Source organism: Rhodococcus sp. NPDC058532 (assembly GCF_042719255.1).
In the GTDB taxonomy this organism is placed as follows: domain Bacteria; phylum Actinomycetota; class Actinomycetes; order Mycobacteriales; family Mycobacteriaceae; genus Rhodococcus_G.
Window position 1 is genome coordinate 206,702 of the sequence record NZ_JBHXNU010000005.1, and the last position, 23,849, is coordinate 230,550.

At 71.9% G+C, this 23,849-nt stretch carries 18 protein-coding genes and 1 pseudogene; 14 read left to right on the forward strand and 5 right to left on the reverse strand.

Features of this window, described 5'->3' with window-relative positions; genetic code table 11:
- Positions 1 to 210 precede the first annotated feature (210 nt).
- Positions 211 to 1,617 carry an NAD(P)/FAD-dependent oxidoreductase gene (locus ACFWQG_RS08790; protein ID WP_378507209.1) on the forward strand — a complete coding sequence of 469 codons (1,407 nt, stop codon included), beginning with the start codon at positions 211 to 213 and terminating at the stop codon, positions 1,615 to 1,617.
- Here the strand turns inward: ACFWQG_RS08790 and ACFWQG_RS08795 are convergent.
- Complete coding sequence (locus tag ACFWQG_RS08795) at positions 1,614 to 2,096, reverse strand: PaaI family thioesterase (RefSeq protein ID WP_378507210.1); 483 nt, start codon at positions 2,094 to 2,096, stop codon at positions 1,614 to 1,616. The two genes, ACFWQG_RS08790 and ACFWQG_RS08795, sit on opposite strands and share 4 nt — an antisense overlap.
- Positions 2,097 to 2,145: 49 nt before the next feature.
- Between ACFWQG_RS08795 and ACFWQG_RS08800 the strand changes: the two are divergent.
- Positions 2,146 to 2,977, forward strand: a pseudogene (locus ACFWQG_RS08800) (DNA-binding domain-containing protein); the annotation flags it as partial.
- Between the two features lie 514 nt (positions 2,978 to 3,491).
- Positions 3,492 to 3,746, forward strand: a complete 255-nt coding sequence (locus tag ACFWQG_RS08805; RefSeq protein WP_378507211.1) for a hypothetical protein — start codon at positions 3,492 to 3,494, stop codon at positions 3,744 to 3,746.
- A gap of 182 nt (positions 3,747 to 3,928) precedes the next feature.
- Here ACFWQG_RS08805 and ACFWQG_RS08810 read toward each other — a convergent pair whose 3' ends face one another.
- Positions 3,929 to 4,699: a hypothetical protein gene (locus tag ACFWQG_RS08810; protein ID WP_378507212.1), complete on the reverse strand. Its 771-nt coding sequence runs from the start codon at positions 4,697 to 4,699 to the stop codon at positions 3,929 to 3,931.
- Between the two features lie 144 nt (positions 4,700 to 4,843).
- Between ACFWQG_RS08810 and ACFWQG_RS08815 the strand changes: the two genes are divergently transcribed.
- The 3 genes from ACFWQG_RS08815 to ACFWQG_RS08825 are packed head-to-tail and all read left to right on the forward strand — an operon-like array spanning position 4,844 to position 8,309.
- Positions 4,844 to 6,274: a FecCD family ABC transporter permease gene (locus tag ACFWQG_RS08815; protein WP_378507213.1), complete on the forward strand. Its 1,431-nt coding sequence runs from the start codon at positions 4,844 to 4,846 to the stop codon at positions 6,272 to 6,274.
- Entirely contained in the window at positions 6,271 to 7,383 is a 1,113-nt protein-coding gene (locus ACFWQG_RS08820; RefSeq protein WP_378507214.1) for a FecCD family ABC transporter permease, read from the forward strand. Before ACFWQG_RS08815 ends, ACFWQG_RS08820 begins: the two co-directional genes overlap by 4 nt.
- On the forward strand, positions 7,380 to 8,309 hold the full coding sequence (locus ACFWQG_RS08825; protein WP_378507215.1) for an ABC transporter ATP-binding protein: 930 nt from the start codon (positions 7,380 to 7,382) through the stop codon (positions 8,307 to 8,309). The genes ACFWQG_RS08820 and ACFWQG_RS08825 overlap by 4 nt, the downstream gene beginning before the upstream one ends.
- 13 nt (positions 8,310 to 8,322) lie before the next feature.
- Here the strand turns inward: ACFWQG_RS08825 and ACFWQG_RS08830 are convergent, their stop codons facing one another.
- Together ACFWQG_RS08830 and ACFWQG_RS08835 are read right to left on the reverse strand one after the other, a co-directional pair.
- The gene (locus tag ACFWQG_RS08830) at positions 8,323 to 10,881 is read right to left on the reverse strand and encodes a bifunctional lysylphosphatidylglycerol flippase/synthetase MprF (protein ID WP_378507216.1); all 2,559 of its coding nucleotides are present in this window, start codon (positions 10,879 to 10,881) and stop codon (positions 8,323 to 8,325) included.
- Positions 10,878 to 12,188, reverse strand: a complete 1,311-nt coding sequence (locus ACFWQG_RS08835) for an alpha/beta hydrolase (protein WP_378507217.1) — start codon at positions 12,186 to 12,188, stop codon at positions 10,878 to 10,880. The genes ACFWQG_RS08830 and ACFWQG_RS08835 overlap by 4 nt, the downstream gene beginning before the upstream one ends.
- Positions 12,189 to 12,308: 120 nt before the next feature.
- On the opposite strand from ACFWQG_RS08835, the gene ACFWQG_RS08840 reads away from it, so the two are divergent.
- From ACFWQG_RS08840 to ACFWQG_RS08860, 5 genes are all read left to right on the forward strand, one after another.
- Positions 12,309 to 12,731, forward strand: a complete 423-nt coding sequence (locus ACFWQG_RS08840) for a BlaI/MecI/CopY family transcriptional regulator (RefSeq protein WP_378507218.1) — start codon at positions 12,309 to 12,311, stop codon at positions 12,729 to 12,731.
- A gap of 30 nt (positions 12,732 to 12,761) precedes the next feature.
- Positions 12,762 to 13,706 carry a M56 family metallopeptidase gene (locus ACFWQG_RS08845; protein ID WP_378507219.1) on the forward strand — a complete coding sequence of 315 codons (945 nt, stop codon included), beginning with the start codon at positions 12,762 to 12,764 and terminating at the stop codon, positions 13,704 to 13,706.
- A gap of 254 nt (positions 13,707 to 13,960) precedes the next feature.
- Complete coding sequence (locus tag ACFWQG_RS08850; RefSeq protein ID WP_378507220.1) at positions 13,961 to 16,120, forward strand: DEAD/DEAH box helicase; 2,160 nt, start codon at positions 13,961 to 13,963, stop codon at positions 16,118 to 16,120.
- A gap of 132 nt (positions 16,121 to 16,252) precedes the next feature.
- Positions 16,253 to 17,704, forward strand: coding sequence for an NADP-dependent phosphogluconate dehydrogenase (gene gndA, locus ACFWQG_RS08855; RefSeq protein WP_378507221.1), 1,452 nt, complete (start codon positions 16,253 to 16,255; stop codon positions 17,702 to 17,704).
- Positions 17,705 to 17,863: 159 nt separating this feature from the next.
- On the forward strand, positions 17,864 to 19,357 hold the full coding sequence (locus tag ACFWQG_RS08860) for an FAD-dependent oxidoreductase (RefSeq protein ID WP_378507222.1): 1,494 nt from the start codon (positions 17,864 to 17,866) through the stop codon (positions 19,355 to 19,357).
- 29 nt (positions 19,358 to 19,386) lie between these two features.
- On the opposite strand, the gene ACFWQG_RS08865 is transcribed toward ACFWQG_RS08860, so the two are convergent.
- Positions 19,387 to 19,890 (reverse strand): DUF4262 domain-containing protein, encoded by a 504-nt coding sequence (locus ACFWQG_RS08865; RefSeq protein WP_378507223.1) that lies wholly within the window; start codon positions 19,888 to 19,890, stop codon positions 19,387 to 19,389.
- Between the two features lie 155 nt (positions 19,891 to 20,045).
- Here ACFWQG_RS08865 and ACFWQG_RS08870 point away from each other — a divergent pair, with 155 nt between their 5' ends.
- Genes ACFWQG_RS08870 through ACFWQG_RS08880 form a run of 3 tightly spaced genes read left to right on the forward strand, consistent with a single transcriptional unit; the run spans position 20,046 to position 23,750 of the window.
- The gene (locus ACFWQG_RS08870) at positions 20,046 to 21,392 is read left to right on the forward strand and encodes a DEAD/DEAH box helicase (protein ID WP_378507224.1); all 1,347 of its coding nucleotides are present in this window, start codon (positions 20,046 to 20,048) and stop codon (positions 21,390 to 21,392) included.
- A 5-nt stretch (positions 21,393 to 21,397) separates the two neighbouring features.
- On the forward strand, positions 21,398 to 22,300 hold the full coding sequence (locus tag ACFWQG_RS08875; RefSeq protein WP_378507225.1) for a DMT family transporter: 903 nt from the start codon (positions 21,398 to 21,400) through the stop codon (positions 22,298 to 22,300).
- Between the two features lie 10 nt (positions 22,301 to 22,310).
- On the forward strand, positions 22,311 to 23,750 hold the full coding sequence (locus tag ACFWQG_RS08880) for a GuaB1 family IMP dehydrogenase-related protein (RefSeq protein ID WP_378507226.1): 1,440 nt from the start codon (positions 22,311 to 22,313) through the stop codon (positions 23,748 to 23,750).
- Positions 23,751 to 23,849: the final 99 nt, after the last annotated feature.

A 23,849-nucleotide genomic window follows, 5' to 3' on the forward strand; every position in this document is an offset into this window, starting at 1 on the left:
CCGCACAGAAGACACGGATATTCATGTAAAGGTAAGCACAACTTCTCCTCACAGCCCTAACCCGGCCGACGTGATATTCCCCCGGTGTGAGATTCGGATCATCTTGTCGATCCCCACGACACGCCGTCGAGGAATCTGCTCGTCCGGCCATGTTCGCCGTCCGGTACTAGCGTGAGCACCGTCGTCGACATCTGCGCGAGGAGTGTGGACATGAGCGTCAAGACGGTGGGGTCTCCCCGGCACCGGGTGGTGGTCATCGGCTCGGGATTCGGCGGGCTGTTCGCCACCCAGGCACTCAAACGGGACGACGTCGACATCACCCTAATCGCCCGCACCACCCATCACCTGTTCCAGCCGCTGCTGTACCAGGTGGCGACCGGCATCCTCTCGGTCGGCGACATCGCCCCGGCAACCCGGCTGGTGCTGCGCAAGCAGCGCAACGTGGAGGTGCTGCTCGGCGACGTGGAGACGATCGACCTGGACGCGGGCACCGTCTCGTCCCGGCTGCTCGACCGCACGACGGTCAGCGAGTTCGACAGCCTGATCGTTGCCGCGGGCGCAGGCCAGTCGTACTTCGGCAACGACGGCTTCGCCCGGTTCGCCCCCGGCATGAAGACCATCGACGACGCGCTGGAGCTGCGCGGGCGCATCCTCGGCGCGTTCGAGGAGGCCGAGCTGTCCGACGATCCCGAGGAGCGCGCACGCCTGCTGACCTTCGTGGTGGTCGGCGCAGGACCGACCGGGGTGGAACTGGCCGGTCAGATCGCCGAGATGGCACACCGGACCCTCAAGGGCGCGTTCCGCAAGATCGATCCGCGCGACGCACGGGTGATCCTCCTCGACGGCGCCCCGGTGGTGCTGCCCGTCTACGGCGGCAAGCTCAGCGCCAACGCGGCGGCCCGGCTCGAGAAGCTGGGCGTCGAGATTCAGCCGAACGCGATGGTCGTCGACGTCGACGCGGGCGGCCTGGTCGTCCGGGACAAGGACGGCACCGAACGCCGGGTCGACGCGCAGTGCAAGGTGTGGTCGGCCGGGGTGCAGGCCAGCCCGCTCGGCAAGCAGCTCGCCGAGCAGTCCGGCGCCGAGATCGACCGGGCCGGACGCGTCCATGTCAACCCGGACCTGTCACTGCCCGGGCACCCGAACGTCTACGTCATCGGCGACATGATGGCGCTCGACAACCTGCCCGGCCTCGCCCAGGTCGCGATGCAGGGCGGCAAGCACGCGGCGAGGCAGATCCGGGGCACGGTCGCCGGGGAGCCCGAGGGTGCGCGGCGCCCATTCAAGTACTTCGACAAGGGATCGATGGCGACGATCTCCCGGTTCAGCGCGGTGGCGAAGATCGGCAAGCTCGAGATCACCGGCTTCATCGGCTGGATCGCGTGGCTGGTCGTCCACCTGATGTACCTGATCGGGTTCCGCAGCAAGTTCTCCACGGTGCTGTCGTGGATGGTGTCGTTCCTCGGGCGGGGGCGCGCGCAGATGGCGTCCACCGAACAGCAGGTGTTCGCGCGGCTGGCGATCGAGCACGTCCAGAACCACGAGCGGAACCTCGCCGCGGGCCTGATGGGAGATCCGGCGGCGGTGGCAACCGGAGAGGAACGCGAGGCGGGCTAGCTGTCGCCGAGCCGGGCGGTGTCCTCGACGTTCGCCAACCGCACCTGCCCGCGCGCAACGAGCCGATCCGCGGCGTCCACGATCTGTACCTGCCACAGCTGCTGGGTGCGTCCCCGATGGATCGGCGTCGCGGTGGCGGTGAGGATGCCGCTGCGGGTGGCGCGGAGGAAGTCGGTGTTGTTGTTCACGCCGACGACGTGCCCGCGGTCGCCGAACCAGACGCTGCCGCCGATGCTGGCGAGGGTCTCGATGACGGTGCAGTGGACGCCGCCGTTGACGATGCCCGCCGGCTGGAACAGGTGCGGGCCGACCTCCCAGTGCGCGTTCACCCGGTCGGCGCTGACCTCGGTGAACTCGAGGCCGATCGACTCGGCGAATCCCCGGTTGAGGAAGGTGGCCGCCTCGGCGAGGCTACGTCCGTCGAGCGCGTCCGCCATCGTGAACGTCGAGGCGGCCTGCGCGGTGGTCGGTTCACTCATGTGCACTCCCTGGGTCCCTGCGCCGCGCTCGTCGCGACGAGTCCGATTCCTGCAGTCAAGCACGTCGGAGGGCGGCCGTGGCCGACGCAGGTTTCCGGGGAGGTCGAGGACCTGATCGCAGAGCTGGTGCGGAAGTCGTACCTGAAGAGGCAGAAACCCAGTTTGGCGGTGGTGTACCGGCAAATCATCAGGGCGTGCCGACTTCAAGGCGTTCGAGTGCCAGCGCGCAACACGGTCGCCGCCCGCATCGCGGCACTGCATCCGGGGCAGGTGGCGCGCAGCCAGCACGGTCCGATGCGGCGCGCGCCGTGCAGGCCGCCGGTGGCGCACCCCCGGTCGTGGACGAGTTCCTCGAACGGGTCCAGATCGACCACACGGTGGTCGATCTGATGGTCGTCGAGAGCGCGACCGGCAGCCGATCGGCCGGCCCCATCTGACCGTCGCGATCGACATGCACAGTCGGTGCCTGGTCGGGATGGTGATCACGCTGGAGGCGCCGTCCGCGGTGTCGGTGGGGCTGTGTCTGGCGCACGTCTGCTGCGGCAAACGTGTCCGGCTCGACGCCCTGGGGTTGGCCAGCCGGGTCGCATGGCCGATGAGCGGCAAACCGCGGCATCTGTACCTGGACAACGCCTCCGAGTTCAAGAGCGATGCCCTCAAGCGTGGCTGCGAACAGCACGGCATCGAGCTGGAATATCGGCCTCCGGGCGCCGCACTACTGCGGGATCATCGAGCGGGTCATCGGCACGGCCATGTCGATGGTCCACGAGCTGCCGGGCTCCACGTTCTCGAACCCGGTCGAACGCGGCGCCTACGACCCGCAGGCCACAGCGGCGCTGACATTGACCGAACTCGAACGCTGGCTCATCCTCACTGTCGGCGCCAGGCGGATTCGAGACACCCCCACTCGTGGGGTGCTCGGGGTATCGCTTTACAGCGACCAGGGGCCGAGCAAGGATCAGGTCCCATGACCCCACCCTCGACAGGCCCGCATCGGTACCCGCGGCAGCTCCTTCTGACGGGTGTGTATGTCGCGACCGGATTGCTGTGTGGAGTTGCGATGTGGCTGTTTTGGGCGGTCACAACCGCCACAATCGGCTTGGAAACGCCATTGCATGTGGTCGAGCTCTTCATCCTCCCGGCTGCCACAGGGGCGATCGTGACCTACTTGCTGCTCCGTCGTGTGCCGAAGCTCCGAGCGCTTGCTTGGTCTGTCCTCCTGGGCGCCGTCGTAGTCGGCCCGCTGCTCGACTTCCTGTTTTTTGCGTTCCTAGCCGGTTCGTATCCCGGAACATCGGCGAGCTAACGCAACCACGACGCGGAACGCTCTGAATCCCTGAAGGAGGTCCCCACGGCGGCGTGGGGACCTCCTTCAGGGTCGGGATGTTGGGGTTGATGGCCGAGTTCGAGTCCGACCTGATCCGTGCCCGCACCCGTGACGCCATCGCCGCCGCTACTGCTGCCGGCAAAATGAAGGGCCGCACGCACAAGCTCACCCGAAGAGCGGGCCTACCTGCTCCAGATGTACGAGACTCGACAGTTCAAGATCGAGACACTCTGCAGGAACACGGGGTTGAAGAGGTCAGCGCTCTACAACAACATCACCCTCGCACGCGCCGAACGAGACGCTCGCGTCAGCGCCGGGGATGACAGGTGGCCGTGCACAGCACTTCTGACAGCTGTGCACTCGACTCCTGAAACTGACAAGCGGGCCCCGTACCGGTAGTCGGTACGGGGCCCGCCGTGGAAGGGACCGGGAGTCACTGCAGCCCTCAGGACTCCGGCACGGTCCGGTGGTTCATCACCCACACGCAACTATAGGCAAGGCTTCCCTAACTGGCAAGGGCGTCGGTGTGCGCGCGTCGGCAGAGGGGGCGTCCCGCCCGGGAACGCACCGGGAGGCCCGCGGTCTCGAATGCGTCGAGCAGCGCCTGCCCGCGCCGGTCGGCAACCGACGGGGCGAGGTCGCCGCGCAGCGGAACCATGGTCGCGGCCCCGAGCACCGCCTCGCCGACCAGCGCCCAGAGCAGCGTGCGATCCAGCGGCACGAGCCGGTCGAGGGCGTCGAAGATGGCGGTCAGCGCGGTGCGGCAGCGGCAGGCGGTCCACATCGCGAGGGCGCGTTCGCACGGCAGGGTCACCGCGCCCGGCGTTCCGTCCCACCGGTCGCCGGGCAGCACCCGCAGGGCGGGATCCCAGACGCCCGCCCAGTCGATGCAGCCGTCGCTGTCCATGTGGATCGACAGGTTGTCGAGGCCGGCGTCCCAGGCGCGGCCCTCCATGACGACCAGTGCGGCGACCCGGCCGACGACGGAGTGGATCAGGGCGGATGCGACAGAGATGCCCGCGGCGTCGCGGTCCGGGATGTCCTCGAGCGCGCGGGTGAGCATCCGGTCCAGGCGGTCGCCGCGGATGCCCTCGTCGACGGCCCACCAGCGGCGCTTGGGCTGCTCGACCATCTGCGCGACGGCGTACACCCGCGGGTACTCGGGGTGCAGCGCCCGCAACCGGGTACACGACTCGACGAGGGCGGCGGAGACCGCGGCGGTGCCGCGCGGGGCAACGGCGGCGGGGGTCGGGTCGAGCAAGAGGGTGGTCGGCACTGCTCACTCCTTCGTCATCGAGCACGATCGAACGTAGGTTAGCCTAACCACAAGTCGATCGCCGGGCGGGAGCCGGGGTGCCTGGTTTGGATAGGGTTACGTAACCTGAAGGCCGATCCGACTTCCGTCGACCAGGAGCATGCCGTGACCACCATCCCCGGAGACGTGGACTACGCGATCCGGGAGGTCCCCCGCGGCCCCGCCCCGCGCGGTCGACGCGCACTGGCCACCGCCGTCGACCTCGGCGTCGTCGCCCTGCCGCTGCTCATCGGATGGTTCATCGTCGATTCACTGCGGGACGGCAACGGCGGCGGCCAGATGGACCGCCTGGTGTTCGGCGGCGTCGCCGTCGCCGTCGCCGTCGGGCTGCTCGTGTGGAACCGCGGCACCCGAGAGGGCAGCACCGGCGCTGGCGTCGGCAAGTCGTGGTTCGACCTGATCGCCAGGGACGCCGCCACCGGCCGAGCGCTCGGCGCCCGCCGCGCGCTGCTCCCCCGCTCCGGGGTCGAGGTGGTCCGCCGCGCCACCGCACTCGACGAGGGCTTCGTCCCGATCCGCGCCGACAACTCCCTCGTCGCGATCCGTCGACGCCGCCTGCTCGGGCTCGCCGCGCTCGTGGCCCTGCTCCTCGCGACCGTCGTCGCGAGCATCGCGGTCGGTGCGCGACCGATGGACTTCGGCGAGATCTTCCACGCCCTGTTCCAGGCCACCGGAACCGACACCGACCTCGTCGTCCGCACCCTCCGGGTGCCGCGCACCGCGCTCGCCGTCGCCGTCGGGATCGCGCTCGGCGTCGCGGGCGCCCTGATCCAGGGCCATACTCGCAACCCGCTCGCCGACGCGGGCCTGCTCGGTCTCAATGCGGGCGCCGCCCTGTTCGTGGTGCTGTCGATCTACCTGCTCGGCCTGTCCACCCCCAGCCAGTACCTGTGGTTCGCGTTCGCCGGCTCGCTCACCGCCAGCCTGGTCGTGTTCGGCATCGCGTCGATCGGCGGCAACCGGGCCAGCCCCCTCAACCTCGCCCTCGCGGGCGCCGCCGTCGCGATGTTCCTGCAGGCGATGACGCACACCGTCATCCTGCTCGACCAGACCAGCCTCGACGGCTACCGATTCTGGGTCGTCGGCTCGGTCGCGGGCCGCGGCACCGAGGTGCTGTGGCAGGTGCTGCCGTTCCTGGTGATCGGCGTGCTGATCGCACTCGCGGGCACACCGGGACTCAACGTCCTCAGCCTCGGCGACGACGTCGCCCGCGGGCTCGGCACCAACGTCGCCCGCAGCCGGGCGATCGGCATCATCGCGATCACCCTCCTCACCGGCGCCGCGACCGCCGCGTGCGGTCCGATCGCGTTCATCGGGCTGGTCGTCCCCCACGTCGCCCGCTTCATCACCGGACCCGACTACCGCTGGCTCGTCCCCTACGCCGGGCTGCTCGGCGCGATCATGATCCTGCTCGCCGACGTGATCGGCCGAGTCGTCGTCCGGCCCGGCGAACTGCAGGTCGGCATCGTGCTGGCGATGTTCGGTGCGCCGTTCTTCATCGCGCTCGTCCGGCGCAGGAAGCTGGTGTCCCTGTGAGCCTCACCGACCGGGCGACCGTCCCCGACACCCGCACCACCCCGACCCCCACCACCGTCCCCGGCCGCCCCGGCTTCCGGGTCGGCGGGGTCTCCCTGGTCCGCCGCACCACGATGGTCGCGATCACGGTCGCGCTGCTGCTTGCCGTGTTCCTGTTGCTGTGCATCAACATCGGCCGCGGCGAGTTCTCCGTCCCGATCCCCACCGTCGCGGAGATCCTGTTCGGCGGCGGGTCGAAGGTCGAACGCTTCATCGTGATGGACCTGCGGCTGCCGCGGGGGCTCACCGCCCTGCTCACCGGCATCGCCCTCGGCATCGCGGGCGCGATCACCCAGTCCATCCTCCGCAACCCCCTCGCCAGCCCCGACATGCTCGGCATCACCGCCGGAGCCAGCGCCGCCGCCGTCACCCTGATCGTCGTCGGCGGCGGCGGCAGCTTCGTCGGCCTGCTCGCCACCCTCGGCCTGCCCCTCGCCGCACTGGCCGGCGGACTCGCCACCGCGGTCGCCATCTCCCTGCTCGCCTGGCGCGGCGGCGTGCAGGGCTACCGGATCGTGCTGATCGGCATCGGCACCAACGCGATGCTCGTCGCACTGATCCAATGGCTGCTCATCTCCGCGGACATCAACGACGTCGCCCGCGCCCAGGTCTGGCTCAACGGCTCACTCAACGGCAGCGACTGGGCGCAGGTGTGGCCCGTCGCGATCGGCGTCGCCATCGTCGGCACCGCGGCGATCGCGTCCTCGTTCACCCTCGGTGCGCTCCGGCTCGGCGACGACACCGCCCGCGCCCTCGGTGTCCGCCTGCAAAGCGGGCAGGGGGTCCTGCTGATCGCCGCGGTCGCCCTCGCCGCCATCTCCACCGCCGCGGTCGGACCGATCGGCTTCGTCGCACTCGCCGCCCCCCAGCTGGCGATGCGCCTACTCCGCACGCCCGGTCCCCCGATCATCGCGTCCGGGCTCCTCGGCGCGGTGCTCGTCCTCGGCGGCGACATCATCGGTCGCACCGTGCTCCCGGTCGAACTCCCCGTCGGCATCGTCACCTCCGCGCTCGGCGGTCCGTTCCTGATCTACCTGCTCATCCGCAACAATCGGAAGGTGTCCGCATGAGCGCCGACGCACCAGCCACGGACAACCCTCGGCGGCTCGCCACGGAGGCCAACGGGCGGCCCGCCGCCGACGCCAACGGGCGGCCCGCCGCCGACAACCACGGGCGGCTCGCCGCCGAAAACCTCGTCGTCGGCTACGGCGACCGCGTCATCATCGACGGCCTCGACCTCGACATCCCCACCGGTCTGGTCACCACGATCATCGGCCCCAACGGCTGCGGGAAGTCCACCCTGCTGCGCACCCTGGGCCGGCTGCTCAAGCCGAAGTCGGGGCGGGTGCTGCTCGACGGCAAGGCGATCTCGTCGATGCGCACCAAGGACGTCGCCCGCACGCTCGGGTTGCTGCCGCAGGCGCCCGTCGCGCCCGAGGGGCTCACCGTCGCCGACCTCGTCTCCCGTGGCCGCCACCCGCACCAGTCGTGGCTGCGCCAATGGTCCTCCGACGACGAGGGGGAGGTCGCGAAGTCGCTGGCGTTGACGGGGGTGTCCGACCTCGCGGACCGCGCCATCGATGAACTGTCCGGCGGTCAGCGGCAGCGGGCGTGGATCTCGATGGCGTTGGCGCAGGGCACCGACATCCTGCTCCTCGACGAGCCGACGACCTACCTCGATCTGGCGCACTCGGTGGAGGTGCTCGACCTCGTCGACCGGCTGCACTCCGAGCTCGGTCGCACCGTCGTGATGGTCCTGCACGACCTCAACCTCGCGATCCGGTACAGCGACCGCCTGGTCGTGATGACGAAGGGGTCGGTTGTCGCCGCCGGCGCCCCCGGCGAGATCATCACCCCCGACCTGCTGCTCGAGGTCTTCGGTCTCGAGGCCAGGGTGATCGACGACCCCGTCTCGGACCGGCCGCTGATCGTCCCGGTCGGCGCCCGACACGTGTACGGGACCGCGGGCGGACCGGACCCGGCCGCCGCGGGCTGACCGGGCCGGACCCTCAACGGATCCGCAGCATCGTGCGGACCAGGCGCAGGCCCTGCCCAACCGACACGGCCGGCAGGTAGGCGCGGCCGACGGCGTTGCCGATCGCGGGCAGGGCGGCGGGGTCCGCGAACGTCACGTACATCGGGACGTACTCGGGCCGGAACTTCGCCTTGAACGCCAGCAGGGACCGAAACCCGTACACCGGCTCCAGGGTGCGGCCGAGCAGATCGAGCGCACCGTCCGTGACCGCGGCGAACGCGCCCCGCTCCCGCGCCTCCTCGGTGTCCGCGGCGTCGGTCGTCCCGGCACCGGACACCGTCGCCAGCGGGGCGCCGGACAGGCTGACGAACTCGGCGCCCTCCTCCTTCAGGGATAGCGCGGCGGACGCGATCAGAAACTCCATCGCAGGCCGGAACCCGTCGGTGCGCCTGCGCATGAAGTCAAGCGTCCAGCCGACGACGCGGCCGTCGCGGTGGACCGGCATCCACGAGGTGACCCCGTGGACGGTCCGGTCCTCGTCGACGGCAATCAGGCAGCGGACCCGCCGGTCGTCGATCTCGTCGAGGCCCCCGAGGGTGAATCCCATCTCCGGCATGCCCTTGTCAGCGACCCATTCCTCGGAGATGGCGGTGACCTGATCGGTGAGCGCCAGTGGCGCGTCGGGAAAGCTCATCCATTCGGCGTGCACCCCCGCGCGGGTCGCCCGGTTGAGGGCGGTGCGGACGTCCTGGAACTTCTTCCCGGTGAATTCGAGGGTGTCGAGGTGCAGGACGGTCTCCTCGGCGACCTGGATGCCTGCCCACCCGAGGCTGTCGGTGACGGCTCGCAGCTCCGCCGTGACCGAGTAGAAGCAGGGTGTCCACCCATTCTCGGTCGCGAAGTCCGCGAACCCGGTGACATAGCCGGGCAACGAGGTTCGCGGCCCAACCGGATCGCCGGTGGTGAGCGCGACCCCGCCGATCACCCGGTAGGCGACGTAGCCCGCCCCGTCCGGCGCGAACCAGTAGCGGTTGCCGCGCCAGGTGGTCATCCACGACAGCGGGCTCCCGGTCCCGGCCTCGAGCAGTGCACGGGCGCGTTCGACGTCGTCCGGATGCTCGCCGCGGGACGGGGTGAGGAAGGTCGCGGCGACCGCGGCACCCACCCCGACCCAGAACAGCACCCCCGTCCACTCGTAGAGCAGGGTGGTGGCCGGGTCGTCCGGAAGGAACCGCGGATCCAGCCACTGCAGGTACACCGGCGGGACGAGGCGCTGCGGGTAGTCGGCGAGCAGCGACCCGAGGGTGGGAGCGCGGTCGAAGCCGGCGCGCACCAGCATCCCGAGTGCCAGGTAGCACCCGGCGAGCGCGGCGGTCAGGGCCGTCACGCGCAGCCACAGCCGCCGGTACGTACCGCGCGGAGCGGCGACGGTGAAGAACCGGCGGGTGACCAGCAGCACGAGCAAGACCGCAATCGGCGTGAGAAACGGCGCGATCGTGCGGTACACGGTCGGGGTGTCGAGGCCGTAGAACAGCGACTGCTCCGGCACGAACCCGATGTAGCGGATCCCGACGTTCACCAGGGCCAGCGCGACGAGCGCCAGCTGGGCGATGCAGGCGGCGATCCAGGCGAACCGGCGGCCGCGCCGCAACCCGTCGGCGAGCACGAGCAGCAGCAGCGAGGGCATCAGGCTCAGGATCGTCGGCCCGACCCCACCGAGCCGCAGCGCGAGCAGGCCGCGACGGCAGTCCTCGCCCGCACGGTTCTGCAGGCACAGCTCCCGTAGCTCGGCCGGTGTCGGCGCCACCGTCCGGAACAGGTCCCGGAGCACCGCGAGGGGTCCGACGGCGTGCGGGGACAGTGCCGCCAGCACCGGGCCGAGCGCGCCGGCCGCGACGATCAGCGCGACCAGGACGCGTCCCTCCCTGCGGGTGCCCGCGAGGTGCCCGCCGCGGGCGGAGCGGCCGACGACGAGCGGGCCGAGCAGCAGCCCGACGACCGCAGCGGACAGCCGAGTCAGATCGAGCAGGTGCCCGCCGAACAACGCGAGGGTGATCAGCAGCGCCAGCAGCCCGACCCGAAGTCGGCGCCGCCACAGCGTCGTCATCGAGGAGCTGGCCACCATCGCGACGCCGGCGATCCACGGGGTTGGCCCGACCGCGGTGCCGATGTGCAGCCGGAAGCCCCAGCCCGCGTCGACGCCCCGGACAGCCGCCGCCGCGCCGAGCGCGATCAGCGTGCCGAGGATCTGGGTGGCGGCCGCGGCGGCGGCGAAGCGGGTCGACCCCATCCGATGTTCGATGGGCGCCGCGATCAGCACGATCGCGGCGGTGGCGGCCAGGTGTCCGGCGAGACCGGGCGCCACCAGACCGGAGGTCAGCACCGTCCACAGTCGGCCGTGCTCGAGGGCGGTGATCCCGGTGGCCAGGTGACGGACCGTCTGCCCGCCGGTCGCGGCGCCGACCACCCACATCAGCACCAGCAGCGTGACGCTCACCGGGGCGCCGGACACGCCGGAGCGGGCGAGGTCGGTCAGCCGCGTCGCCTGCCTGCGCGCGGCGTCGATCACGGGGATGTCGCGCACCGGGGTCACGCGGTCAGCCCCATGCGCCGGGCCAGCCAGTCCACGTTGTCGCGCAGCCCGGCGGACCACACCGCGAAGCTGTGGCCGCCGGGCAGTTCGAGCAGGGTCACGTCCATGCCTGCCTTCCGGGCGGTGTCGTACAGGGTGTGCACGCCGGGGGCGTAGTCGTGGTCGTCGCGACCGACGACGAACACGCCCGCGGTGCCCGGGTAGCTGCGGGCGGCCATCAGGTCCATCGGGTTGACGGCGGTGAACGCGGCCGCGTCCCCGCCGAACGCGGCATCGACGGTGCGGTGCCGGTCGCCGAGCGTCGGCTCGAGTTGCCCGGACAGGTCGAGGAACGTCGGATACTTGTCGGGATGGTTGGTGGCCATCTGCAGCGCGCAGGTGCCGCCGTAGGACAGCCCGCCGATCGCCCACACCCGGGGGTCCGGATTCACCTGCAGGTTCGCGGTCACCCAGGCGGGCACGTCGACGGCCAGGTAGGTGGCGACGTTCCCGAGCGGCGAGTCGAGGCACAGCGGGTTCGCCAGGGTGGATCCGGTGCCGTCGGCGACGACCACGACGGGGGCGAGTCCGGCGTGCCCGGCGGCATAGGCGTCCATCGACCGGGCGAGGTCGCCGCCGGCGAACCAGTCACCGGGGCTGCCGGGCTGCCCGGCCAGCAGCACCAGCACCGGGAGCAGCGGACGCGGATCGGCGAAGTAGGCGGGCGGCAGGTAGATCTTCGCGTCCCGCGCCGCGAACCCGGACACGGTGCCGGGAACCGGGACCGTCACGACCCGCCCGCCCGCGGGCAGGTCCGGCGGCGGCGCCCAGCGCGCGTCGAGCGGTATCCCGGAGACCGGGTCGGGCACCGGCGGTGGCACGTCGGCGAACGCGATGGCGTTGGCCGGGGGCAGACCGAGCGCGTCCCGCACCGTCGGGTAGGCGTCGAACACGAGGTTGACCTGCGCCGCGACGGCGGCGACGATCGCCAGCGCCGCGGCGAGCGAGGCGGCGGCGGAAGCGACGCGGCGGTCGGCGACGAGCCGCGCCGCGGCGAGCATGATGGCCAGCAGCGCGCACCCGACCCAGCCGTACACGGCGGGGTCGACGGGGTCGGGGAACGGTCGCCACCACCGTTCGATCACCACCCACCCGAGCAGGGTCGCCGCGCACGCGGCGGCAACGCAGATCGGAAGGATGCGGCGTCGGTACCGGCGGGTGGGGCGACTGCGGCCCACCAGCAGCCACAGCGCGCCGAGGGCCGCGCACACCGTCACCCCCCACGGCAGCGGCCCCGAGATCAGCGACCGGTCGTACACCCAGTCCATCCGCGTCCTCCCGCTGTCCGCGTTCCCCACCGCCCTCGCGTGCCTCACCATCAATACCCCCACACGGCTACTACCGCGAGTAGTACGCATGACTGTCGGACGGTACGTACGATGGACCCCATGGCAGGACTTGGCGAGCTCGAGCGAGCAGTGATGGACCACCTGTGGTCCAGTTCCGAACCCCAGACGGTGCGTCAGGTCCACGAGGCCCTCGCGGCCCGCCGTGAGCTCGCGTACACCACCGTCATGACCGTGCTGCAGCGCCTGGCGAAGAAGAACCTCGTCATCCAGCAGCGTGACGATCGGGCACACCGCTACCTCCCGGTGCAGGGCCGCGACGAGCTGGTCGCGAGCCTGATGTTCGACGCCCTCGACCAGGCCCAGGCGTCCGACGGCCGGGTCGCCGCGCTGGTGCACTTCGTCGGCAAGGTCGGCGCCGACGAGGCCGCAGCCCTGCGCGAGGCCCTCGCCGCACTGGAGTCGTCCGAGGCGGGCAAGCGCCACCTGCGCAGCGTCGACCCCGGTACCGATCGCGCCAGTTGACTGCCGCACCTCGTGCATGATGGGTAGGTCATGAACCCCACGACCGCACTGGCCTTCGCCGTGACGGCCCTGCTTCTCGCTGGCCCGGTGCCCGCGCTGCTCGCGCGGGCGACCTGGCCATTCCGTGCTCCCGGCGCGGCGCTCGTGTTGTGGCAGGCGATCGCGATCGCCGCCGTCCTCTCCGCGTTCAGTTCCGGGCTGGCGATCGCATCACAGCTGCTGGTGCCGGGCGCCGACGGCCGCCCAACGACCGCCCCCCTGGAGGAGATCGACGCGCTCGGCCTCCCGCTGTGGACCGCGTACGTCGTGGTGTTCGCGCTCACCGTGCTCATCGGTGCGAAGCTGATGTTCTCGATCGCGGCGGTCGCGGTCCGGACCCGGCGGCGCCGCTCCCGGCACCGGATGCTCGTCGACCTGCTCGACCGCGGCGAACCGCATCGCAGCCGGACCTCGAACCTTCGGGTCCTCGACGCCGCCGAACCGATCGCCTACTGCCTGCCCGGTCTCCGGCACCGGGTCGTGGTCAGCGCGGGGACGCTCGACAGCCTCGACCGGGACGAGGTCACCGCGATCCTCATGCACGAGCGTTCCCACCTGCGATCCCGGCACGATCTGGTGATCGAGGCGTTCACCGCGGTGCACGAGGCGTTCCCGAAGGTGGTGCGCAGCAAGTCCGCGCTCGGCTCCGTCCAACTGCTCGTCGAGATGCTCGCCGACGACTCCGCGGTCAAGGTCACCGGCCCGACGCCGCTGGCCCGCGCCCTGGTCACCTGCGCCGGGTCGAGCGCCCCCGCAGGCGCCCTCGCCGCGGGCGGCCCGCACACCGTCACCCGCATCCGGCGGCTCGCCGACACCGGCGCCGTCGTCCCGATCGTGGTCGCCGCCTATCTCGCCGCGGTCACGATCCTCGTGGTCCCGACGATCGCCGTCGCCGTCCCGTGGCTGGTCGAACTCAATCGACTCTTCCGCGGCTGACACCGCGGAGGGGAACCCGCCGGTCGCCGCGACGCGAGTGAGTCGAGGGTCACGGGCCAGCCGGTGCTGGCACCGCATCCGGTCCCGTACACTGGACGACGGCCGTGTTCTCGGCCCATTTCATTGTTGACCACATTTTCGGCACCGCCACTGCCCCACCACCGGGGCGCGCGTGCCCGGCTCGTCTCTTCTGCGCGGCTGCTGTATCGGCCCGCTCTCCGCGACGCGCCCGACGTCCGGAGAGGTATATCCGCGTGACCGACGCTGCCCAAATCCCTGCTGCCCATGACCAGGGTGCCGCCGACCCCGAGGCCCCGGCTGCCGCCGAACAGCCCACCTTCGCCGAGATCGGCCTGCCCGGCCCGGTGGTCGCTGCCCTCGCCAAGGACGGCATCACCATCCCGTCGCCGATCCAGGCGATGTCCATCCCCGACGCGATCGCGGGCCGCAACGTCCTCGGCCGGGCGCAGACCGGGTCCGGTAAGACCCTCGCGTTCGGGCTGCCGATGCTGGCGCGGCTCGCGGGCCGCGACGACCGGCCCGCACCGAAGCGTCCCCGCGCCCTGGTGCTCGTGCCCACCCGTGAGCTCGCCGTTCAGGTCGTCGACTCGCTGCTCCCGTACGCGGGCACGGTCGGATTGAAGGTCCGGTCCGCGGTCGGCGGCATGGTCTTCACCAAGCAGGTCGACCAGCTGGCGCGCGGCGTCGACATCCTCGTCGCCACCCCCGGCCGCCTCGGCGACCACCTGCGGCAGGAGACCTGCGTCCTGGACGAGGTCGAGATCACCGCGCTCGACGAGGCCGACCAGATGGCCGACATGGGCTTCCTCCCCGAGGTCCGGTCGATCCTCGAGCAGACCCGCGCCGACGGCCAGCGGCTGCTGTTCTCCGCGACCCTCGACCGGGAGGTGCAGTCGCTGGTCCGCCGCTTCCTCGCCGATCACGCCCTGCACGCAACCGAGGACGGGCGCGCCAGCGTCGACACGATGGAGCACTACGTGCTCAACGTCGACCGCGGCCAGAAGGATGCCGTACTCGCCGAGATCGGCGCCCGCGACGGCGGCCGGACGATCATGTTCGCGCGCACCAAGCTCGGCTGCGAGGGCATCACCGAACGCCTGCGCGCGGTCGGGGTCGCGGCGGAGGCCCTGCACGGCGGGAAGGCGCAGAACCAGCGAACCCGGGTGCTCGAACGCTTCAAGACGGGCCGCACGCCCGTGCTCGTCGCGACCGATGTCGCGGCCCGCGGCATCCACGTCGACGGCATCGACCTGGTCGTGCACGTGGACCCGCCCGCCGACCACAAGGACTACCTGCACCGGGCCGGCCGCACCGCCCGCGCGGGCGAGAAGGGCACCGTCGTCTCGATCGTGCTGCCGAACCAGCGCCGCATGGTGCGCCGCCTGACCGACACCGCGGGCGTGGACGCCACCGAGGTGTACGTCGGCCCCGGCTCGGAGGAACTCGCCACCATCACCGGTGCGCGCACTCCGAGCGGCGAGCCGGTGCGGGAGCCGCGCGGCGAACGCGGCGGGAACGGTCGGTCGTACGGCGACCGGCCGCGCCGCGACGGCTTCGACCGGCCGCGCCGCGACGGTGTCGACCGGCCGCGCCGCGACGGTGGCGAGCGGGGATACCGCGGCGACCGCCCCCAGCGCGACGGCGGCTACCAGCGCACGGGTGACCGCCCCTCCTACGGCGACCGCCCGCAGCGCGACGGCTACCGGTCCGACCGCCCCCAGCGGGACGGCGGCTACCAGCGCTCCGGCGACCGACCCTCCTACGGCGACCGCCCGCAGCGCAACGACCGCGGCGACCGGTCCTACGGCGACCGCCCCCAGCGCAACGACCGCGGCGACCGGTCCTACGGCGACCGGCCCCAGCGCGATGGCTACCGGTCCGACCGCCCCCAGCGGGACGGCGGCTACCAGCGCTCCGACCGCGGCGATCGGTCCTACGGCGACCGCCCGCAGCGCAACGATCGTCCGTATGGCGACCGCCCCCAGCGGGACGGCGGCTTCCGCGGCGGCGACCGCCCCCAGCGCGACGGCGGCTACCAGCGCTCCGGCGACCGACCCTCCTACGGCGACCGCCCCCAGCGCGACGGCGGCTACCAGCGCTCCGGCGACCGACCCTCCTACGGCGACCGGCCCCAGCGCAACGACCGGGGCGACCGGTCCTACGGCGACCGGCCCCAGCGCGACGGCGGCTACCAGCGCACGGGTGACCGCTCCTCGTACGGCGACCGCCCGCAGCGGGACGGTGGCTTCCGCGGCGGCGACCGCTCCCGCGGTGATCGCGCGTACGGTGACCGCCCGCAGCGGAGTGAGCGCAGCGGGACGGCGGGCGGCTTCCGTAGCCGCACCGAGCGTCGCTCGTACGACGGGTTCGACGGCCCGCACCGCGACCGCTGACGTCCGTCCCCGGCATCCCATCGACGCCGCCTCCCGCATCGCGGGTGGCGGCGTCGCCGCATTCCCGGCACCGTCCCAGAGTTCGAGACCCTGAAGTGTCGCTCGTTCCGGGGGCAGGGAAAGCTGTAGGACATGACCGACAACACCTCCCAGGCCGCGCGGGCCCAGATCGGCGTCACCGGGCTCGCCGTGATGGGTTCGAACATCGCCCGCAACTTCGCCCGGCACGGGCACACCGTGGCGCTGCACAACCGCAGCGTCGCCAAGACGGACGCCCTGATCGCCGAGCACGGTAGCGAGGGCGACTTCGTCCGGACCGAGACCGTCGACGAGTTCGTCGCCGCGCTGCAGCGCCCGCGGCGGGTCCTGATCATGGTCAAGGCCGGCGAGGCGACGGACGCGGTGATCGAGGAGCTCGCGGCCGCGATGGAGCCCGGCGACATCATCATCGACGGCGGCAACGCCCTGTACACGGACACGATCCGGCGCGAGGCCGCGCTCCGCGAGCGGGGCCTGCACTTCGTCGGCGCGGGCATCTCGGGCGGCGAGGAGGGCGCGCTGAACGGCCCGTCGATCATGCCGGGCGGCCCGAAGGAGTCGTACGAGTCGCTGGGTCCGCTGCTGGAGTCGATCGCCGCGGTGGTGGACGGCACGCCGTGCTGCACTCACATCGGCCCGGACGGCGCAGGCCACTTCGTGAAGATGGTGCACAACGGCATCGAGTACGCCGACATGCAGTTGATCGGTGAGGCCTACCACCTGTTCCGGGACGCGCTCGGGTTCGACGCCGAGCGGATCGCCGACGTGTTCACCGAGTGGAATGGCGGCGACCTCGAGTCCTACCTGGTGGAGATCACCGCGGAGGTGCTGCGACAGAAGGACGCGGCGACCGGTGCCGCGCTGGTGGACGTCATCGTCGACGCCGCCGAGCAGAAGGGCACCGGCCGCTGGACGGTCAAGTCTGCGCTCGACCTTGGTGTCCCGGTGACGGGGATCGCCGAGGCCGTGTTCGCGCGCGCCCTGTCCGGTTCGCGTGCGCAGCGCGCGGCCGCACGGGGACTGGCGTCGGGCGTGCTCGGCGACAAGCCAACGGACGCGGCACAGTTCACCGAGGACATCCGCCGCGCGCTGTACGCGTCGAAGATCGTCGCGTACGCGCAGGGCTTCGACCAGATCCGTGCGGGCAGCGACGAGTACGGCTGGGATCTCACCCCCGGCGACATGGCGACCATCTGGCGCGGCGGCTGCATCATCCGGGCCCGGTTCCTGAACCGGATCAAGGAGGCGTACGACACCAACCCGGAGCTGACCTCGCTGATCGTGGAGCCGTACTTCAAGGACGCGATCGAGAACGCGATCGACTCGTGGCGGCGCGTCGTGGTGACCGCGACGACCCTCGGCATCCCGGTGCCCGCGTTCGCGTCGTCGCTGTCCTACTACGACGGCCTGCGCGCCGAGCGCCTGCCCGCCGCGTTGACGCAGGGACAGCGCGACTTCTTCGGCGCGCACACCTACGAGCGCACCGATCGCCCGGGCAAGTTCCACACCCTCTGGAGCGGTGACCGCAGCGAGATCCAGGCCTGACGTCCCGTCCCTTGGGTGTCGACTCGATACGACACCCAAGGGACGGCCGCGGCGCGGCGACGTTCGCTCCGGTAACGGTCCTTGCCGCGCCGAATAGGCTGGACAACGACCGTCATCGAGGAGCGGTGGCGGACGGCCTGACACCGTCGGGGGGTCGCCATGGCGCAGACGAGCACACACCCGGGCGCGGACGCATCCGGCACGGATCCCGCCCCGGAGACGTGCGACGCCTGCATCGTCGGCGCGGGCATCGCCGGGATGAACGCCCTGTTCGCGGCGAGCCGATACCTGTCCCACGACGCGCGGGTCATCCTGATCGACCGGCGCGGGCAGGCCGGTGGCATGTGGGTGGACACCTACCCCTACGTCCGATTGCACCAACCGCACGGGCTGTTCACCGCGGGCAACATCGAGTGGTGTCTGGACCGGCGCCCGTCCCATCTCGCGACCAAGACCGAGGTCCTCGACCATTTCCGGCACTGCCTGGACGTGATCGGCCGCGACCTGCGCGTCGACGAGTATTTCGGCTGGTCGTTCGAGTCCGCCACCGAGGCGAACGGGACCGTCCGGATTCAGTGCCACCGGCCCGACGGGCGGCGGCTGGTCGTGCACGCACAGCGTCTGATCAAGGCCTATGGGCTCGGAATCGCGCCCAACGACCCCCTCCCCGCGTCGAGTTCGCGGGTCCGGTCGGTGTCCCCCGACCAGTGCGACGTGCGGGCGGGCGAGATTCGGGCGAGCGACGCACCGGTGTGGGTGATCGGCGGGGGCAAGACCGCGATGGACACCGCGCACGCCCTCGTCACCGCGGACCCGCGCCGGGAGGTCACCCTGGTCGCGGGATCCGGCACGTTCTTCATCAGCCGGGACCGCGCGTTCCCCGGGAATTCCCGACGCTGGTGGCGAGGGCAGCTCCCGAACGCCGTGGCCGCCGAGGCAGCCAGGCGGTTCGACGGGACCAACGAGGCGGCCGTCGCGCGCTGGTACCGCGCGACGCACGGCACCGGCCCCACCCCGGGGGCGAGCAACTTCCTGCTCGGCGTCCAATCGGAAGCGGAGACGTCGGCGATCACCGCCGGTGTGCACGAGGTCGTCATGGACCACTTCGTTGACGCCGTCGATCGCGGCGGGGGACCCACCGCCGTCTTCCGCAGCGGGGCGACCAAGCCGATGACGGCGGGCACGTGGATCGTGAACTGCACCGGCTACATCAAGGTCGACGGCGACTACGAGCCGTACGTCTCGCCGACCGGGAACGTGGTGGTCGTGCACCCCCGTTCGGCCGTCCTTCACCTGCCCTCGTTCATGGGCTACTACCTCGCGCATCTGATGTTCGCGGGCCGGATCCGGGATGTCCCCCTCTACGAACTCGACGTGGGCGGCCTGTTCGCCGGCGGCGGCAAGCACGTGTTTCCGTACACGGCAATGGCGTTGGCGATGTACAACCTCGGAATGCTGGCGGACGCCCTCCCCGCCACGGTGTTTCGCGACTGTGGTCTCGACTTCGACCGCTGGTATCCGATCCATCGGCGGCTGCTCGGGACGGCGCGATTCGCGGCGGCGAACCACCGCGACCGCGCCCACCACCGCCGCACCCTCGACACCGTCCGCGAACGCTTCGACGTCCGCGGCGGCCCCCTGGTCGGCGGGTGAGAACCCCTTCCCGCGAGCCCGACGGCCGGTCACGACGGCACCACGATCCCGCCCGGCGGCGGCCCGAGCAGCGGCTGCAGGTGGGCGACGGCGCCGGTCCATTCGGTTGAGCCGTGCGCCCCCTCCCACGGATACCGGCCCTGGCAGTCCGCCCACACCACCTGCAGCGCCCGGATCCGCCCGTGGTGTTCGACGGCACGCAGCAGCCAGGACTCGCACTCCCGCACCTCGACCAGGCAGACGTCGAGCCCACCGACGGTCACCTCGTCGCCGGGCCCGAGCCGGCTGCCGTCGAGCAGCACCGATCCGAGCTCACTCAGCACGACCGCCGACTGGTCCGACACCCGCCCGGTGATCACCAGCTCCGGGAGCCCGTGACCGGTCAGGCCGACCGTGTAGCAGTAGGCGGGATGCACGCCGCTGCGGTCGACGGTCGACTCCACGTACTGCAGCGCCCACCCGTACCGCTCGATCGTGCGCCGCATGTCTAGCCGGATCCGCTCCTCCGACGTGCCGCCACAGGTCTCACACATTGACTTCCCCTTCGCTCGGGTACCGCACCCACCACCACGAATCTCGAAATTGTGTTCGAAGAACATGGTGCACCGACCCACCGACACGGTGCCGACACCGGCGGCGGCGGTAGCCTCGACCTGCGTCGATCCCCCCTCGGCGCAGAAGGAGTCCCATGGCCACGTTCGCCGACCTCGGGTTACCAGCGACGCTGGTGCAGTCGCTGCGGCGCGAGCAGATCACCGCGCCGTTCCCGATCCAGGAGGCGGTGATCCCCGACATCCTCGCCGGCCGAGACGTGCTCGGTCGCGGGCCGACCGGCTCCGGCAAGACCCTCGCGTTTGGGCTGCCGATGCTGCTCCGAATCAAGGGCACCTTCAGCGCGCCGAAACGCCCGCGCGGCCTGGTGCTCGCCCCGACCAGGGAGCTGGCGACGCAGATCGAATCGGCGCTCGACGAGTCCGCGTTGGCGTTGGGGCTGCGGATCGCGGCGGCCACCGGCGGCGTCCCGACGAAGGCGCAGGCGCAGCGGCTCGCGCGCGGGGTGGACCTGCTGGTCGCGACCCCCGGTCGGCTGGCGGATCTGCTCGACCAGCACGCGCTCGTCCTCGACGACGTGGTCGTCACCGCGATCGACGAGGCCGATCATCTCGCGGAGATCGGGTTCCTCCCGCAGGTGACGACGATCCTCGACCGGACTCCCGCCGCCGGGCAGCGACTGCTGTTCTCGGCGACCCTCGACGCCGACGTCGACACCCTGGTCGAGCGCTACCTGCACGACCCGGTCACGCATGCGACCGCGGCGGCGGCGGCGCCGGTCGCGGTCTCCGATCACCACGTGCTGATCGTCGAGCACGCGGACAAACCCGCGGTGGTCGCCGAGATCGCGGCCCGGCGAGGCCGGACGCTGCTCTTCGCCCGCACCCAACACGGGGTGGACCGGGTGGTGGCGCAGTTGGCCTCGGTCGGGGTGCGCGCGGGCACGCTGCACGGCGGCAAGTCGCAGGCGTTCCGAGCGCACGCGCTGGCCGCGTTCGCCGGCGGCGCGGTGCCGGTCCTGGTCGCAACGGACGTGGCGGCGCGCGGCATCCACGTCGACAACGTGTCCCTGGTGGTGCACGTCGACCCGCCCGCCGACCCCAAGGACTACCTGCACCGCGCCGGCCGCACGGCGCGCGCGGGCGCGTCGGGGCGGGTGGTGACGCTGGTCACCCCGGATCAGCGTGACGCGGTCGCGGCGGTGCTGGCGGCCGCGGGCGTCGCCGTCGACGGGATCCCGGTGCGTCCGGGCAGCGATCAACTGTCGGCGCTGACCGGTGCCCGGCAACCGTCCGGGGTCCCGCTGGCCGGTCAGGATCCGCCGCGGGCACAGACACCGTCCGAGACGACCGGGTCCCGGGACAGGCGCACCCCCGGCCGGTCGCGAGACGGGCGTGCGGGGGGTCGGTCGCGGGACGGACGCTCGCCCGGCGCAGGCGGCGGGCGTTCGCGCGGACAGCGGAAGCCGAACCGGGGAAGCTGACCTGTGTGACCGACCTGCCGTGGCTCGCCGTCGCCCTCGCCATGACCGGGGCGTTGCTGTTCGCGGTCGGGTCCGTCGCGCAGCAGTCCGCGGCGTCCGGAGTCGGCGACGGCGACGCCCTGATGCGTGAGCTGGTCCGGTCCCCGCGGTGGTGGATCGGCGTCGGCGGCGACGTCGGCGGGTACGCGTTCCAGGCGGCGGCGCTCGGCGTCGGGTCGGTCCTGGTGGTGCAGCCGCTGATCGTGAGCACGTTGCTGTTCGCGTTGCCGCTGTCCGCCCGCTTCACGGGTACCCGGATGACGCCCCGGACGTGGGTGACGGCGACCGCGTTGGCGCTGTCGCTGGTCGTCTTCCTGACCGTCGGGAACCCGACCGAGGGAGCGGCGACCGCGCCCGCCGCGCGCTGGGCACTGCCGCTGGCGGTGGTGGTCGGCGGGTGCGGCGCCGCGCTCGCGCTCGCGCGCGCACCGATCGCGGACGGGCCGCGCGCGCTGCTGCTCGGTGCGGGGTGCGGCGCCATGTACGGCGTCGCGGTCGCGTTGACGAAGCCGACGATCGAGGGATTCGCGCACGGACCGGTCGCGGCGCTCGCCGGGTGGGAGCCGGTGGCGCTGGTTGCGGCGGGCGGCACCGGCTTCTACCTGCAGCAGCGGGCGTTCCAGGCCGGGTCGCTCGCGGCGTCGCTGCCCGCGATCACCATCGGGGAACCGCTGGTTGCCGCGTTCCTCGGGTTCGCGGTGCTCGGCGAGCGGCTGCGGGTCGATGCGGCGGGTGGGGTCGTCGTCGCCGCGGCGGTGGCCGTGATGGTGGTGGCGACGGTCGCGCTGTCCCGCGCCCAGGCGCAGCGGGGGCCGAACACGCCGGACGCGACGTCGCGGTACCCGGACAGCGGCCGGGCCGGGTTGTAGCGTCGCCGGTGTGCGCTTCCTCGACGGGCAGACCCCGCCCTACGACCTGACCTACGACGACGTGTTCCTGGTGCCGAACCGCACCGACGTCACCTCCCGGTTCGACGTCGACCTGGCATCCAGGGACGGCTCCGGCACCACCATCCCGATCGTGGTCGCGAACATGACCGCGGTCGCGGGCCGCCGGATGGCCGAGACGGTCGCCCGCCGCGGCGGGCTCGTCGTCATCCCGCAGGACGTGCCCGCGTCCGCGGTGGCGGAGACGGTGGCGTTCGTCAAGAGCAGGCATCTCGTCGCGGACACCCCGGTGACGCTCGGCCCGGATGCGTCGGTGTCCGATGCGCTGGCGCTGCTGCCGAAGCGGGCGCACGGCGCGGTGGTGGTCGTCGACGGGGAGCGCAGGCCGATCGGGGTGGTGACCGAGGCGGCGTGCGCGGACGTGGACCGGTTCACCCGGCTCAGCGCGGTCCTGGTCTCCGACTTCGCGACGGCGCCGGTGTCCGCGTCGGCGCGGGAGGTGTTCGAGCTGCTCGAGTCCCGGCACGACCCGCTCGCGGTTGTCGTCGACGCGGACGGCAGGCTCGCCGGGGTGCTGACCCGGACCGGCGCGATCCGGGCGGGGATCTACACGCCCGCGCTCGACGCGGACGGGCGACTGCGGGTCGCGGCCGCGGTCGGCATCAACGGGGACGTCGCCGCGAAGGCCCGCGCCCTCGCCGACGCTGGCGCCGATCTGTTGGTGATGGACACCGCGCACGGGCACCAGGAGAAGATGCTCGAGGCGCTGTCCGCGGTCGCCGCGCAGGGCCTCGGCGTGCCGTTGGCGGCGGGCAACGTGGTCTCCGCCGCCGGGACCAGGGACCTGATCGCGGCGGGCGCGACGATCGTCAAGGTCGGGGTCGGTCCCGGCGCGATGTGCACGACCCGGATGATGACCGGTGTCGGGCGCCCGCAGTTCTCCGCGGTCGCCGAATGCGCCGACACGGCAAGGCGACTCGGCGCGCACGTGTGGGCGGACGGCGGCGTGCGGCATCCCCGCGATGTCGCGCTGGCACTGGCGGCGGGTGCGTCGAACGTGATGATCGGGTCCTGGTTCGCAGGCACCCACGAGTCGCCGGGCGACCTGCGATTCGACGAGGACGGCAACGCGTACAAGGAGAGCTTCGGGATGGCGAGCAAGCGGGCCGTCGCCGCCCGCACCGCGACCGACAGCGGTTTCGACCGGGCCCGCAAGGCCCTGTTCGAGGAGGGCATCTCCAGTTCCCGGATGCGTCTGGACCCGCTGCACCCGGGCGTCGAGGACCTGATCGACCGGATCTGCTCGGGGGTCCGCAGCACCTGCACGTACGCGGGAGCAGGCACGATCGAGGAACTGCACGAGAAGGCGGTGCTCGGGGTGCAGTCGGCGGCCGGGTTCGCCGAGGGCAGGCCCCTGCCCGCCGGGTGGTGACCGCGATGCCGCCCGGCTCGGACCGGACATTTCGGCGACGGTCGGTAGAATGATTGTTTCGACCACTCTGCGCCCGGCGGTCTCGTCCGGGCACGACGA